Origin of the sequence: Petrotoga sp. 8T1HF07.NaAc.6.1 (genome assembly GCF_016772115.1) — a bacterium.
Classification (GTDB): domain Bacteria; phylum Thermotogota; class Thermotogae; order Petrotogales; family Petrotogaceae; genus Petrotoga; species Petrotoga mobilis.
In genome coordinates, this window is the sequence record NZ_AUPG01000014.1 from 1 (window position 1) to 15604 (window position 15604).

At 34.0% G+C, this 15604-nt stretch carries 14 protein-coding genes; 8 read left to right on the forward strand and 6 right to left on the reverse strand.

Annotation, left to right across the window (positions count from 1 at the left end; all coding sequences use genetic code 11):
• Positions 1 to 98 precede the first annotated feature (98 nt).
• Positions 99 to 1148 carry an S-methyl-5-thioribose-1-phosphate isomerase gene (gene mtnA / locus NAAC61_RS08830; protein WP_202695802.1) on the forward strand — a complete coding sequence of 350 codons (1050 nt, stop codon included), beginning with the start codon at positions 99 to 101 and terminating at the stop codon, positions 1146 to 1148.
• Positions 1149 to 1254: 106 nt separating this feature from the next.
• Positions 1255 to 1722 (forward strand): metallophosphoesterase family protein, encoded by a 468-nt coding sequence (locus NAAC61_RS08835; RefSeq protein ID WP_158245216.1) that lies wholly within the window; start codon positions 1255 to 1257, stop codon positions 1720 to 1722.
• 12 nt (positions 1723 to 1734) lie between these two features.
• Here the strand turns inward: NAAC61_RS08835 and NAAC61_RS08840 are convergent, their stop codons facing one another.
• Genes NAAC61_RS08840 through NAAC61_RS08865 form a run of 6 tightly spaced genes read right to left on the reverse strand, consistent with a single transcriptional unit; the run spans position 1735 to position 8199 of the window.
• Positions 1735 to 2862 (reverse strand): family 1 glycosylhydrolase, encoded by a 1128-nt coding sequence (locus tag NAAC61_RS08840; RefSeq protein WP_202695803.1) that lies wholly within the window; start codon positions 2860 to 2862, stop codon positions 1735 to 1737.
• Between the two features lie 14 nt (positions 2863 to 2876).
• A complete protein-coding gene (locus tag NAAC61_RS08845; RefSeq protein ID WP_202695804.1) occupies positions 2877 to 4085 on the reverse strand; it encodes an ABC transporter permease in 1209 nt (402 codons plus the stop codon).
• A complete protein-coding gene (locus NAAC61_RS08850) occupies positions 4072 to 4770 on the reverse strand; it encodes an ABC transporter ATP-binding protein (RefSeq protein ID WP_443146890.1) in 699 nt (232 codons plus the stop codon). The genes NAAC61_RS08845 and NAAC61_RS08850 overlap by 14 nt, the downstream gene beginning before the upstream one ends.
• Positions 4767 to 5846, reverse strand: coding sequence for an efflux RND transporter periplasmic adaptor subunit (locus tag NAAC61_RS08855; protein ID WP_202695806.1), 1080 nt, complete (start codon positions 5844 to 5846; stop codon positions 4767 to 4769). The genes NAAC61_RS08850 and NAAC61_RS08855 overlap by 4 nt, the downstream gene beginning before the upstream one ends.
• Positions 5843 to 7201, reverse strand: coding sequence for a TolC family protein (locus tag NAAC61_RS11245; RefSeq protein ID WP_202695807.1), 1359 nt, complete (start codon positions 7199 to 7201; stop codon positions 5843 to 5845). Before NAAC61_RS11245 ends, NAAC61_RS08855 begins: the two co-directional genes overlap by 4 nt.
• Positions 7198 to 8199: a TolC family protein gene (locus NAAC61_RS08865; protein ID WP_202695808.1), complete on the reverse strand. Its 1002-nt coding sequence runs from the start codon at positions 8197 to 8199 to the stop codon at positions 7198 to 7200. The genes NAAC61_RS11245 and NAAC61_RS08865 overlap by 4 nt, the downstream gene beginning before the upstream one ends.
• 355 nt (positions 8200 to 8554) lie before the next feature.
• Here NAAC61_RS08865 and ftsH point away from each other — a divergent pair, with 355 nt between their 5' ends.
• From ftsH to NAAC61_RS08895, 6 genes are read left to right on the forward strand one after another with little or no spacing between them, the layout of a single operon-like run.
• Positions 8555 to 10447, forward strand: coding sequence for an ATP-dependent zinc metalloprotease FtsH (gene ftsH / locus NAAC61_RS08870; RefSeq protein ID WP_202695809.1), 1893 nt, complete (start codon positions 8555 to 8557; stop codon positions 10445 to 10447).
• Positions 10448 to 10483: 36 nt separating this feature from the next.
• Positions 10484 to 10753, forward strand: coding sequence for a metal-sensitive transcriptional regulator (locus NAAC61_RS08875; protein ID WP_012208646.1), 270 nt, complete (start codon positions 10484 to 10486; stop codon positions 10751 to 10753).
• A 40-nt stretch (positions 10754 to 10793) separates the two neighbouring features.
• Positions 10794 to 12074: a S41 family peptidase gene (locus NAAC61_RS08880; RefSeq protein WP_202695810.1), complete on the forward strand. Its 1281-nt coding sequence runs from the start codon at positions 10794 to 10796 to the stop codon at positions 12072 to 12074.
• 1 nt (position 12075) lies between these two features.
• The gene (locus NAAC61_RS08885) at positions 12076 to 12765 is read left to right on the forward strand and encodes a hypothetical protein (protein WP_202695811.1); all 690 of its coding nucleotides are present in this window, start codon (positions 12076 to 12078) and stop codon (positions 12763 to 12765) included.
• A 4-nt stretch (positions 12766 to 12769) separates the two neighbouring features.
• Positions 12770 to 13207 (forward strand): hypothetical protein, encoded by a 438-nt coding sequence (locus tag NAAC61_RS08890; protein WP_202695812.1) that lies wholly within the window; start codon positions 12770 to 12772, stop codon positions 13205 to 13207.
• On the forward strand, positions 13204 to 15600 hold the full coding sequence (locus tag NAAC61_RS08895) for an MMPL family transporter (RefSeq protein WP_202695813.1): 2397 nt from the start codon (positions 13204 to 13206) through the stop codon (positions 15598 to 15600). The genes NAAC61_RS08890 and NAAC61_RS08895 overlap by 4 nt, the downstream gene beginning before the upstream one ends.
• Positions 15601 to 15604: the final 4 nt, after the last annotated feature.

Here is a 15604-nt window from a genome sequence, read left to right on the forward strand (position 1 = left end):
CTAATTCTTCTAAGCTTCCTTATGGGTGGGGAGCGGGGCGAAGGGGCGCTGAAAGAAGCTTTAGAGATTTTAAAATCAAAATGTTTAGGAGGCAACAAATGGAAAAAATAAAAACTATGACAATGGAATGGACAGGTAACAGTCTCATTTTGATAGATCAGAGGTATTTACCTATAGAAGAAAAGTATGTAGAATGTCAGAATTATTTGGATGTTGCCAATTCAATAAAAGAGATGGTTGTAAGAGGAGCTCCCGCTATAGGAGCAACCGCCGCATTTGGCTTTGTTTTAGGGGCAAAAGAGTTTTCCTATCTTTCTGACAAAAATCTATTTTTAAACAAATTAGAAGAAGTAAAAAACAGTTTATCTAAAACTCGCCCCACTGCCGTAAACTTATTTTGGGCGTTGAACAGGATGGATAAACTTTTAAAAGATAATCTTCCCACAAAAGAAATAAATGACCTTGTCACCATATTAGAAGAAGAAGCACTGAAAATCGCCTACGAAGATATTGAAATAAATAAACAGATCGGTAAGAACGGAGAAGCTTTGTTAAACGACGGTGACACCGTTTTGACGCATTGCAACGCAGGAGCATTAGCAACTGTTGATTATGGAACCGCTTTAGGGGTTATTAGAGCGGCAGTAGAAAATGGTAAAGATATCCAGGTCTATGCAGATGAAACCAGACCATACCTTCAAGGGGCTAGATTAACGGTTTGGGAATTGGTTAAAAGTGGTATCAAAACTACACTAATTACAGACAACATGGCAGGTTGGGTAATGAAACAAGGAAAAATAAATGCTGTGATAGTAGGAGCCGATAGAATCGCACGTAATGGGGATGTTGCTAATAAAATTGGAACGTATTCTGTAGCCGTTCTTGCAAAAAGGCACGGCATTCCTTTTTATGTTGCTGCTCCACTTTCTACTATAGACATAGAAACAAAAAATGGGGAAGGTATTCCCATCGAAGAAAGGAACCATAATGAGGTCAGATTTTGCCACAAAACTCGTTTAGTAACAGACGATGTAAATGTATACAACCCTGCTTTTGATGTAACTCCAAATGAATTAGTTACAGCGATAATTACCGAAAAGATGGTCATAAGACCACCTTATGAAATAAACATAGTGAAACTATTTTAGCTTGCCCTTTTGCAGCCTTGTGCAAAAAGATTTTTTTAAATAAACTTTGATTTTGAACTTGAGGTTTTTAAGGGGCTTGCCCCTTAACGTTTGGAGGTGGATACCTTTGAAAATACTTGTAATTAGCGATCTACATATTCCTATAAAATCAGACTTGAAAAGCCTAGATAAATTAAACTTTGGACTTTATGATCAAATATTCTTACTCGGTGACATCGTGGATATCGAAGTACTGAATTACTTAGAAAATCAAAAGCCCATACTTCATGCTGTGTATGGAAATATGGACGATTTTTATATAAAAAATCGACTCCCCGAAAAATTGTATTTAGAATTATTTGACAAAAAAATAGGTCTTATCCACGGTCATCAAACTGGTCGTGCAATACCTGAAAAACTGTTGAAATATTTTAATAAAAAGATCGATTTGATGGTCTTTGGACACTCGCATTATCAAGAGAAATATGAAATAGAGGATACTTTGATATTGAATCCAGGGGCTTTTTGCGAAGGTGAATATGCAGAAATAGAATTGAATGATAGTATCCTTGAAATCAAGTTACTGCATCTGTAATTTTACGATAAGCTAATCAATATATTTTAGGTATCTTTCGTTTATGCTATTATCTTCTATGATATTGGAATAGACTTTTGCAAAGTTTCTTAAACTGATATAATTATTTTTATCGTCTATTCTGTACAGACCTGTTTTTAAAAGACGATTATTGATTTTAATATCACTTAAGGAATTGTAGATGTATCCGAAAATTTTCACATTACTTTCCAAAGATTGATTAATCTTGTATAAATTATTAACTAAATAACGGCTTTTTAAACTATCGTCCTCAACAGTTGATATATTCTCAGTTATTAGAAAAGGCAGGTAATATTTAGAAGAAAATCTTTTTATTACTTCATCAAGATCAATGTTATTCTTCTCTTTTGAAAGCTCTTTTATTAAAGAAGTATATTCTTCTGAATTTGAAGTTAAATCATTGAAATCTATCCCGATAAAATCTATTTCAGACTTTTTAAAAGCCATGTTTTCAAAAAAAGGGCTTTTCCCCTTAACAACTACATCGATAAAAGAAAAAACAAAATCTAACTGTTCTTCTTCCTCGACATTGAATTCCTCACTTACCGATACTTTAGCGTAAGGGTTAATACTTTTTATAATACGAACACTCTTATCGTAAAAATTTAAAAGATTTTGAACCGTTTCATTTAATTCGGTCTTATCAACATCTGTACCTTTGAAAAATCTTCTTTTTAGGTATTTGGTTGTATGATTCAAAATAATGTAATATTGAACCTTGTATTTAAAAGAGGAGACAATCTTTTCTATAATTTCTATAAATTTCGAGATATTTTCTTCGTTTTCTATAGTATCAATAATTTCTTTTTGATTGTACGAAAGAACATCAAAGTCGATGAGATTTACTATAGGTTCAATTTCCCTTTGACGTAGTTGTTCTATAAAATTATCATACATGGTGCAAGAATAAAAAGGATCAAGATACAACAAATCCCAATTTAAATTGAATCTAAAAGAGTTAATTTTCAAACTCTTCAAGAAGGATAATTGTTCGCTTAAGTCTTTTTCTGCATTTTCAAATATTCGTTGTTTCGTTTCTTCCCTTGAATTTTCCAAAAGAGGAAAGAAAGGGGAGTTTACTCCCCACAAAAACGCTTTCGGAAAATTTACATCTTCCACATAAAACACCTTCTTTACTCGTATCTTAACGCTTCTATTGGACTCAACTTTGATGCCTGATTTGCTGGGTATATACCAAAGAATAGACCTATTCCTGCAGATACCCCAAATGATAAAGCGATCGATTTCCAGGTAATAACCGCCGTTAATCCAAAAGCTCTACCAAAGTATGCTATCAAACCAGAAAGGAACCCACCTAATATCATACCTATTATACCAGCTACGACCGTTAAAACTATACTCTCAACTAAAAATTCCATCAAAATCCTATGTCTTGTGGCTCCAATAGCCATCTTTATACCTATCTCTCTGGTTCTTTCTTTAACGGTGACGAGCATAATATTCATTATTCCTATTCCACCTACAACTAAAGAAATTGCCGCTATTCCCACAAGTATCACATTCATTATACCAGTTATTTGGTTTACAGCTTCTAAAATAGCATCTTGACTTAATATACTGTACTTATCAGAATCTCCAAATTTTCTATAAAGATAAAAATCGGTCCCCATAGTTGCCAACTGTGCAGAGTTTTCATCCACTGCTGATACAAAAATAGAACTCGTTCTTCCATTCATATGAAACAGCCTATAATCTGCTACATTATGTGGGAGTATTATCATATCATCAACGTTAAACAACAATCTGCTGCCTGTTTTTTCCAAAACGCCAACTATTTCAAAAGAAACTTTTCTACTACCAGAATCTCCACTTTGAATAACATTGATTCGTTCACCAACAACATTTTGACTACCAAATAATTCATTAGCTATATTATAACCTATAACGGCAACTGAATTTAACTCTTCTTCATCAGTTTCCTCTAACCTTCTTCCAGAAGCAACCTCTAAATTCATTATATCAAAAAAACTAGTCATAACTCCAAATACCGATCCAGAGGTGGTTTCACCACCACTTTCTACTGTCAGATTTGAATTCAAAACACCCGTGGCATCTTTTACTTGTGGAACCATATTTTTAATGTTAATAGCATCCTGAAATTCAAGTGGCTGGGATGAAAATCTGGAATACACAGTTGAGTTAACCATAATGATGTTTGATCCAAGAGAAGAAACGGTATTGTTTATTTCTTGCCTTGCCCCATCACCTATGGCAATTATAGTCATTACCGCACCAACACCTATTATTATTCCCAACATTGAAAGAAACGTTCTCAACTTGTTAGAACGCAAAGATCTAAAGGTCTCTTTAAGTATTTCCAACTGTGTTCACCTCAATCGCTTGGATCTTCCCATCCAACAATCTTATTATTTTGGAACCTTCATCCAACATTTTTAAGTCATGAGTAACAACGACTAACGTTTTACCCATATCGTTTAACTTCCTAAATATTTGAAGAATTTCTTCTCCACTTTTAGTATCAAGATTCCCGGTCGGTTCATCCGCCAAAAGAAATGCTGGATCGTTAGCTAAAGCCCTTGCTATTGCTACTCTTTGTTGTTGTCCACCCGATAGTTGAGTTGGCCTATGATTTATTCTGTCACCTAGCCCTACTAACTCTAATTGCTCTTTTGCTATCTCCCTTCTTTTTTTCTGAGGCATACCCGCATATATTAAAGGAAGTTCAACATTTTCTAATGCACTCAACTTTGGAAGTAAATTGAAACTTTGAAATACAAATCCTATCTTTTTGTTTCTTACTCTTGCCAATTCTCTATCTTTCATTTTGGACACTTCCACATTTTCGATGTATATCTGTCCTTTCGAAGGTTTATCCAAACAACCAAGCAGTTGTAACAAAGTTGATTTACCGCTTCCTGAAGGTCCAATTATTATTGCATATTCGCCATCTTCAACACCAAAAGATACACCACGTAGTGCCTCAACTTTCACTTCTCCTACATCGTATATCTTCCATACCTCTTTCAGTTCCATTACCGCCATCAAAATCCACCTCTTCCAGTACCTCCGCCAGGGCCTTGTGGTACGGTACCTGGAGCCATGGGTATCCCCATTGGAATACCATAATTTTGCATTATTCTTTGTGCTTCCTCTTGAGATGGCAATATCAAAACCTTATCTCCCGGTTTTAAACCTTGGGTTATTTCTATCATGCTATCCGATTCTTTCCCAGTTTGTACTTGAACAGGTTCCATACCACCTTCTGAAGTTTTTTTGTATACTATTTTTGTTCCATTAGCCCCTTCGTGAATGGCATCTTTAGGTACTGCCACAGTGTTTTCCAATTTTAAGGTAACTATTTCGACATCCGCCGTTATTCCTGGAGTTAAGAGATTTTGAGCATTATTTTGTGTAAATTCAATCTCAATGGGTATAACAACTACGCCCATATCCGTTTGAGTAGTTGGACTAATCCATGTTATTTTGCCCGGTTCTTCTAGATTCAAAGGATCTATTCTTATCGTTGCGTCCATGCCTTCATTTATAAGCGGGAAGTCTATTTCATCAACAGCAGTTTCAACTTTTATTGTACTTCTGTCCACTATCGTCAAAATAGCGGATGTTGTCCCAACCATATCTCCCTTTGAAATATTTACAGTGTTTACTATTCCTGAAACAGGAGATTTTATTTCAGTTTCTTCCAAATTCTTCTTTGCTTTTTCCAACTGTAACCTCTTTACTTCTTTCATCCGTTCACCTACGTTGGTTGATGATTCGTAATCATTTAAGGCATTCAAATATGCTATTTGATAGTCAAGATCATCTATTTTAGCTAATATCTGACCTTCTTCAACCACGTCCCCTTTTTCTACGTATACTTCGACTATTTCTCCGGAAACTTTTGGAATTACGGATTCAATCTCAGCGGTTATATTTCCCACCACTTCAATCGAATCTCCTACACCGTCTGATTTCACTTCATATTCTAAGTATACTGGTGGTAATCCACTTGATTCAGAATTTGTAAGTGAACTTTGCCTCGGGAAAAATATTATCCCTACTACCATGACTATAGCTATTATCACTATTGTCCATATCGTTATCTTTCCTCTTTTTTTCAATTTATATCACCCCATATGTCCACATAGTATTGCTGCATCATTCTTAATTCGTTTGTCAGAATGTCGGTTTCCACCTTTTCACTGGCTAATTGTGCCCTTCTCAACGATATTTCTGATAATTTTAATTTCTCTTTCGTTATATATCCTTGATCATTTAACTCTTTGTTTTTATTGTAATCTTCCATAGTGTTTTCTAAATCTATTTGTTTTATTTTAACGTCATAATTCAAAGTTTTTCTTGTTGTTTCCAAATTTCTTATCGCATTTTCCACTTCTAACATACTTTCATCGTATGTCAAAGCGGCAACGTTTGTTTTCATAGTATCAGACGCCAACTTTCTTTCCCCTTTATCTAATATAGCTAGTTGAAATCCCACACTTATACTCAAATTATTATTCAAATTTTCTCCTTCTTCAAAAAATGGATTCATAGACACACTTACCGTATTGAAAGGCAGGTAAGGAATGAACCAGAAGTTACTTTCTATTTCCGTTGCCTCTTTTTGAAGTTGTAACGCTTTTAAATCTAACCTTTCTTCAATATTCGTTGGATACTTTTGATTATCGTTTATTATTCTTTCTACCGTATCCTTTGTTTGGTCGTATAGTTCATCTGTGTATTCAAAGTATTCTAAGGGCGCATTGCTTACTCTTAAAGTTTCTAAATTCTTTTGAGCGGTTAGTATCTGTTTTTCTAAGCTTTCTTTTTCGTCTTCATCGGTTGATAAATTGTATTGTTGGTTCAGTATTTCTATTTCGTCTTGATACGTTTGAATCATCTCTTCGTTGTAATGTCTGGTGAATACATCTTCGATCGTCGTTATGAGTTCATTCGTTTGAACCATGTAGTATTTAGAGAGTGCATCGTAGTAACTGCTTTCAGTTTTCAACCTTTCCGCCCTGTCAATGATTGTTAGATCACGCGATAAGGAGATTGCTATCTCTGTTGCTTGAGGAGTGTCTATCGTCCATTCATCTGTATTTAAAGTAAAAGGAAACGAGGCACCTACCTTTGCTCCCCATACTTCTAAGAAGTTTACATCCAAAGAAATTACGTAACTTTTTATATATCCTTCCTCTTCTTCTTTAAAATCAAAAACCAACCCACCAACGGTTATTCCTGTTCCAGAGGGATCTATCGTTGTTTCTATTGTATCAACAGATATTCCTAAATATGGAACAAAGAAGTTATCTATTTTATTCATCTCTAATTGTGCGCTTCTTAAGTTCAACTCCGCTTGGGTATAGGCTGAACTTTTCTCTAAGTTTTGGTGGTATAACTCTTCGAACGTCATCCCAAATATGCTCAGGATTCCTACGAGAAGGGTTATTACTAAAACTATAAGTTTTTTCACAATCCTACCTCCTCAAGGCTCCTTCCTGTGTCTATTATGTAGTTGATGTATGCTTTTATGTAATTTCTTACATTTTCATAATAATTCCTTTGTGATGTTAGATAATTTATGTTCGAAGTGTTTAATTCCATTTCAGATACCAACCCTCTGTTGAATCTATCCATTGTGTCGTTGTATGTGCTTTGAGCTAAGTTCGTTCTTTCTTCTGAGTTTTTCAAACTTTTGTAAAGAGTTTCTATACTATTTTTTGTTGTTTTATGTGCTTCGATCAATGTATCTTGAGTGTCTTGCAAAGTTAAGGTATTTTTTTGGTAGGTTATCTCTGCTATTCTTTTATCGTAAGATGATGCGTTGGCAGGTAAGTTGCTGAGATCGTATTGTGAAATTTCTATGTTTGTTTGCGCCATTTTTAAATTATAGTTGTTTTTTAGATATTCCTCGTCACTTACGAATATGCCTTCATAGGTTGGAATGTTTATTTCTATTTGGTTATAATCTCCTTCGTATAATTCTTTTAAGTTGTCTATAGCGGTTTCTAAATTTAATTGTGCGCTTTCCAAATTGTTCTGTGCATCGCTTACATCGAGTTCAGAACTTTTAAGGTCGTCTTCTGAGATCAATCCGTTGTTAAACAATTCAACGTTGTTATCGTAAGTTATCTGGGCGTTTTTTAATTGCAATTCTGCAGTTTTTACGTTGATTTCTTCTACGTAAACATCCAATACTCTGTCTACTATGTCACCATAGTAATCTTTCATAGAATTATTGTAGTTTGAAAGACCTGAGTAATAACTTAATTCCCCACTTAATTCTAACTTTCTGTTTGTTGCCTCTATCTTAGTTTTGTTGTAGTCAAGGTTAGTTTTTTCGAGATCGAGCTGCGCAGTTTTGTATATGGTACTACTTGCTTTGGCTGTATCAAATACCTCTGTTAAACCTGCTGAAAACATCCCCGTCACTAAAATCAGTGTAAATGCTATCAATACTACTTTCTTCATCTTTTTTCCTCCTTTGGTTGTTTTTTGTAATATTTTTTAAAAACTCTAAAACTTTTATTAGCGCCCCTTCGCCCCGCTCCCCACCCATAAGGAAGAGTGAAACGATTTGTTCCTTTTATCGTTATTTTTTAAAATAATAAATTCACAAATATACTTCTAGTATAAAATCTTTCACTTAAATATAGCTTAAAAAATCCATTTTCCCCCAATACAATATATTTTTTAACAATCTCTAATTGTTAACAATTTATCTCTTCAAATTCTGGTAAAAAGAAATTTTTTATAACATTTGCAAATGTTATAATATTATTATAAAATATAAGTGAAATAAAATTTTATTTATAAGGAGGCTTTTATGAATAACAATCAAAACAGAAGAGGGTCCCTAATTGGACCATTGTTTATATATTTTATTCTAGCTATGCTTATCTTTATGAGTATTTCTCAATTGAATACCTCGAACATAACTGAAATAAGTTACACCGATCTAGTGAATTTGATAAATCAAGACACAATTATAAGTTTGCAGATCGACACAAGTGGTTTAATCCAAGCAAAAGCCAAAAATGGCCAACTTTTTCAGGTTTACGCCCCAACTTTGCTTATGGATCAGGCTTACGTAAGGGCATTGGCAAATGATGGCATTAAGGTCGAGTATATTCAAAACACCGGGGCAAGTTGGTGGGTTACTATGCTTATCTATATGTTGCCATTAATAATACTAATGTTTTTTTGGTTTTGGATGTTCAGAAGATCTGGAACTGGAGAAGGAATACCAGGAGCCAATTACAGGAGAAACCCTGCCAGAAGATACGATTCTAAAAGAAACAAAATTACTTTCAACGACGTGGCTGGAATCGACGAAGTTAAGGAAGAGTTAGAAGATATAGTTAATTTTCTAAAAGATCCTAAAAACTTTAGTGCATTGGGGGCAAAAATGCCTAAAGGTGTTCTCTTGTCAGGACCTCCGGGTACAGGAAAAACTTTGGTAGCTAGAGCTGTTGCAGGGGAGGCTGACGTGCCGTTTTATTTTATGTCGGGTTCCGATTTCGTAGAATTATTTGTAGGTGTGGGAGCAGCTAGAGTCCGAGACCTTTTTAAAGAAGCAAGAGAGAACAGCCCCTCAATAATTTTCATCGACGAACTGGATGCCGTTGGAAGGCAAAGAGGAACAGGCTTGGGTGGAGGTCATGATGAAAGGGAACAAACTTTGAACGCTTTGCTGGTTGAAATGGACGGCTTTGACCCCCGAGAAGGCATAGTAGTAATGGCTGCAACAAATAGACCAGACATCTTAGATAAAGCACTCTTAAGACCGGGCAGGTTCGACAAAAAAATATTCTTAGATGTACCTGATTTGAGAGCTAGAGAAGAAATTATAAAGATTCATCTAAGGGGGAAAAAAATCGCAGACGATATAGACGTTAAAAGTTTGGCTCAAAGTACCCCTGGTTTTGTCGGAGCTGATTTAGAAAATATGGTAAATGAAGCAGCTTTACTAGCAGCGAGAGACAGCAGAGATCACATAACTAACGATGATTTCCAAGAGGCAATAGAAAGGGTGATCGTTGGCCCTGCTCGTAAATCACGCAAGATAACACCAAAAGAGAAGAAAGTTATTACCTATCACGAATTGGGCCATGCTTTATTAGGTTATCTTTTACCTTATGCGGATCCTGTTCACAAAATCACTATAGTTCCTCGCGGACAAGCGGCTTTAGGTTACACGATGCAACTTCCGACTGAAGATAGATTTTTAATCACAGAACCAGAAATAAAGGATAAAATAGTCGGTATGTTAGGTGGAAGAGCTGCTGAAGAAATTGTATTCAACGAAATCACGACAGGAGCTGGAAACGATTTAAAAAGAGCCACCGAGCTAGTAAGGGAAATGGTTGCCCAATTAGGTATGAGTGAAAAGATCGGACCCATTGCATGGGGGGAAGAAGAAGGAGAAATATTTTTAGGAAGAGAAATAACTCGAATGAAGAATTTTTCCCAAGAGACTGCCAAAGAAATTGATTCAGAAATCAAGAATTTTATTCTTAGCAGTTATGAAAAAGCTAAGAACTTACTGTCAGAAAATAGAAAACGACTTGACCTTTTAGCTATTTATCTGTACAATAAAGAGAATATTTCTGGAAAAGAGTTCAAAAAAATGATGGAAATGGATATAGAGGAGCTTAATGACTACGTTTTGAAAGATAAAGATGTAAAAGAAACGAATCTTTTTGTTTCTTATGCCTAAATAATTATAGACATCTTAATTTTGAGAGGTGTATACATGTCTTCAAACTACGACAAAGATAATTTAATCAGGCGTTTAAAAAGAATAGAAGGTCAGGTTAGGGGCCTTCAAAAAATGTTGGAAGAAGAGAGGAGATGTGCAGATATATTGACCCAGTTATCTGCAGTGAAAGGAGCTTTAAATAAAACCGCTGAAGAAATAATGAAAGGTTACACGAAAAGTTGTATATTAGAGTATGAAGAATCTGGAAATGAAAAGATGTTAGACGAATTAATACAAGTTTTATCCAAATTTAGAGAAATATGATTGTGGACCATATAAAAATTTTTATCAAGGAGAGACTTAGATGAGTAAAAAAAAGAAAAAATTGCTATCTGTAATAATAATTTTTGGTTTATTTATTACTTCTTGGATTTTTGCAGACTCTGTTTCTAACAGTTATCAAATGGATTCTGTAACACAAATCTATTTAGATAAGTTCGAAGAACCTATTTACTCAACGCTATACTACATAGTCAATTATTATTATGAAAAAGGCAATGTTGATTATGACAAAATAGTAGATTCTGCAATTGAAGGTATGATGAAAGGACTTGAGGATCCTTTTGCCTGGTATCTGGATTCCGTTGAGACAGAAGAAAGTCAAATAGACATAGAAGGCAAATACGGTGGGGTAGGCTTAACTATTAGATACGATTATGAAATGGATGCAGTTATTATCGTTTCACCTATGAATGGAACTCCTGCACAAAGAGCAGGATTAATGCCTAACGATTACATTTTATCGGTTGATGGTACCCCTACATCCGAACTCGGCCTTAACAAATCAGCTTCGTTAATGAGGGGCGAACCCGGAACGGAAGTTACCCTGGAAATATACCGTGACTCATGGGATGAACCAAAGAATGTAACATTGATAAGAGAAATAATAGAAACTAAGACTGTAAAATTCGATACGATAGAATACCAAAATAAAAATTTAGGCTACATATTACTCACCAATTTTGCTAAAACTAGCTCTCAAGAAATGAGTGAAGCTTTAAATAATTTATCAAGTCAGAACATAGAGGGATTAATTATCGATTTAAGAAATAACCCGGGTGGCCTTTTACAATCAGCTGTTGATATTACTTCAATGTTTTTAAAAAGCGGGGAAGTAGTTAGTGTTAAATATTTTGATGGCACAAAAGAAACAATTCCAACTATTCCCGGTAATTATTATAGTTTTTTACATAATATCCCTATTGTTTTGTTGGTTAATGAAGGTTCGGCATCCGCTTCAGAGATCTTAACTGGGGCCCTTAAAGATAATGGTGTAGCGACCGTCATTGGAGAAACAACGTATGGAAAAGCGGCAGTACAGAACACATTTAGCTTATCCACGGGAGGAGAAATTTGGTTACCTATAGCTCATTACTTCACTCCAAGTGGATCAGATATTCATTTAAAAGGGATAAAACCTGATATAGAGGTAAGTAATCCAGAAAGGGAAGTCATCTCTATGACAGAAATATCTGAAGAAGAAGCAACTCAAGCTTTCTACACGACAACAGAAAAACCTGTTCTAAATATTGAAGAAGATTTGCAACTGAAAACTGCATTGGACTTTTTAACTGGAGGTAACTAAGTTGCGTTTTTATGGATGGGTTATATCTATTTTTTTATTATTCTTTTCTTTGTCAATTGGTTTATATCTCTCAATGGGTCGAATAGAAAGTACCAATTATAATATAGAAAAATCTCCCAAATTTACAGTAAAAAATGTCAATTATGATATTTCTTTTTTAAATGATCAATTAAATGATGTGAACAACCTTTCGATCATCACTCGTAATATAATGGATGATGGGGTTTTCGTAGGAACTTTAAAATTTGATTTTAGAAACAACAAACTAACTATTAAACCTGTTACTAAAAATGCTTACGATGATTTCAGAAGTTTGATTATCTCCACTGGGGTTAGATACAAAGAATCAAGAAACGACTACGAATTATATGGTTTAACTTTAGGCTACTATCAACTTATAACAGATAATTTATACTTAGAATTAACTCCAAAGATATATGTTTTGAACCTTGAAAAATTTGATGATAACACAATAAACATAATGAAATCCAGGTATAACTTATTCACACAACAGGATTATAGATCGTATTCTTTCAATAGGGATATTTTGAATTCATTGAACGAATATGGTGGGGTTATCGTAGATGAGGATTTACTTAACAATCCCGCAGTGAACCCTCTGCTGGATGTTTTTAGACAGGAAAATATAGATATTGAACCTAATGTTTCAGTTCTTGTCTTTGAAGGATGAAAAAATGCCAAATATATTTTTAGATTTTTTCAATTCCCTTATAAACCCAAAAAATATTTTCAATGTAACAAAAAAATCTTTTTTTATTCCATTTCTTATAACATTATTTTACCTTTTTTCTCCGATATTTTTGAGAAATATGCAACTATTTGAAGTGGGACGTTTTGACGTTTCCAAACTTAAATTGCTAATTTTTATTCTGCTTTTTTCTTATTTAAGTTCGGGGATAAGGATGCTTTTTTCTTCTGATTCTAATTTACTATATGCATACATTTCTTCCGTTTCTCCTATTACCTTAGGTTTATTAGGAAAGCCTTTTCTCTATTTCTCTGTTTTATGGGTAATCATTTTAAGATTTTATATAGATTTAAAAAAGAAAAATTATTATTCTTTAATTTTAGGCTTTGCCCTTGATATTTTTCTGGTATGGTGGTTATTGTGAGAGAAAAAAAAGACTTCTTTTTAGAACTTGCTAATTTTATCACCCGAAATGCTTATTACATAATAGCCGTAGTTTTTGTCTTTACTATTATCTTTGGTTTTTTTTCAACGAAATTGAGAGTGAACTCAGATTTGTTGAAAATACTCCCTCAAGACTCAGAAGTTGTTGTTGAACTTCTTGAAGAACAATCATTTCTTGAAGGCTCAGATATTATGGTTACTGCATTTTTTATCAACGATAGTGTCCAACCTTCACAAATTGCAGAAACCTTTCACGATTTGATACTAAATGAACCTACCTTTTTGAGTTTTGTTCAAACGGATCTATCCTTCCTTTTTTCATATGGCATCATAAACTTAAGCCAAACGGATTTGATATACACAATGTATGAGAACTTACAAAATTTCGGCAGTTTATTAAGTACAAATTTCACTTACAATTTTGAATTATTTGAAAAATTGGATAGTTTTTTGGAAGATATTTATGGTTTAGAAAATATTCTCCAAACTGATGGAAATACTGATTTAATAAGTTCCTACTACACTTTATCCCCAGATGGAAAAGTTATGATTATGGGACTTACTTTCACCAAACCTTCCTCTGATTTAGATTATGTCAACTACATTGTTCCAAAAGTGGATTCAATTTTGACTGATATCGAAAAGACTTTCAACATAAAAACAGGTTTGACTAATTCTTACGTCACAGAATACGAATCTAATCGTACGGTCATGGAAGATTTTAGATTAACAACAACCTTATCGATTATATTCATCACTATTTTATTCGCTTTCGCATTTGGTAATTTCACTTCTTCTATGATTGTACTTTTAGGATTAATAGTATCTACACTTTTAACGATGGGGCTCATCACGTTAACTTTTGGAGAATTGAATATAGTGACGTCTTTTGTCATGGCAATAACTCTAGGCTTGGGAATAGCCTATGGAATTCATGTGATGACGAGATTTTCAAAAGAAATTGAGGATAACGGTGACTTCACTACAGCATTGGCTTCTACTTACAAAGGACTTCTTTTACCTCTCTTTTTTGGAATGATAACTACTATCATAGTTTTCTTAACGCTTTTTTTCATGGGATTACCTGCTTTTAACGAGTTAGCAATAGTTAGCTCAATGGGTTTATTGGTTTTTTTCTTTATAATGATTTTTTTTGTCCCAACATTAATTTACGCTTTAAAAGTAAAAATAAAAGTTTCCCCTTTTACGTCCAAAATAGACAATGCTTTTAAAAAATTCCCTCACTTCATATCAAAAAACTCAAAAACGATCTTTATTGTAGTAGTTCCAGCGGTTTCGATTTTAAGCGTTTTGGGCCTAATTAATTACACTAATTTTTCGTATACGCCTCCAGGGCTAATCTCTTCCAATTCAGAATCTGTAAAGGTTGGAGAACAAATTTTAGAACATTTTGGAAATATTTCCTTTGATACGTTGCAATATCTAATGAGAGTTGATGAAGATATTGAAACAGTCAAAAAAGAATTATTAGATACGGGGGTTGTGGAATCTGTCAACAGTTTGCCAGACATAATTCAAGAAAATCTTGGAGAATTTTCTAAGATAAAAACGCAACTTGAAGGTTTATCTCAAGTTATAAACAATCCAATAATGATATCTATCTTAAAAAAGTATAATCTATATTCTGACAGTCTAAAACTGATAGATGCCGCAGCACGCTCTTCTGACCTTTACCATTTTACTTTGAACATAATGGATATTTTCCCTGAGGATCTCAGAGGTAATTTTTTAATAGAGAAGGATGGTCAAAAATATCTTCTTTTAGAAGTGACTCCCAAGTTCAGCCTTTGGAGTAACAATGGAATAAAAATTTTCTTTGACGCATTGGGGGAAAAGGGAGAAAACATTCTAGGCTTACCAAAAGCCACATATAAAATAATGGAGATGATCAGACAGAGATTTTATATACCATTATTTTTATCTTTCATCTCCATATGGGGTATAACTGCTATTGTAAGAAAAAATATTGTTCAACCATCTGAAGCTATGCTTAGCCTGATAATTTCCGTATTGGCGACTTTTGGTGTGTCATATTTAATAGGAATACGGGCCACTTTCGTAACCGTTCTAACTTTTCCGTTAATCTTTGGTATAGGTATAGATGGATTCCTACATCTATACCATACATTCAGCAATAATAAGACAAACTTTTGGAATATATTAAAATCTATCACGTTTTCACTTTCTACAACAACGCTCTCTTTCTTGAGTTTTCAATTTTCTAGAGGAGAACTCTTAAAAGAATTTAGTTTGACGATGTCTATGTCTTTAGGGTTTACCTGGCTATTCACGGCTGTTATGTTCGTCGTAAATAGGGAAATGCTCAGAAAATTTTGGAAAAGCAAAAAGTAATTAA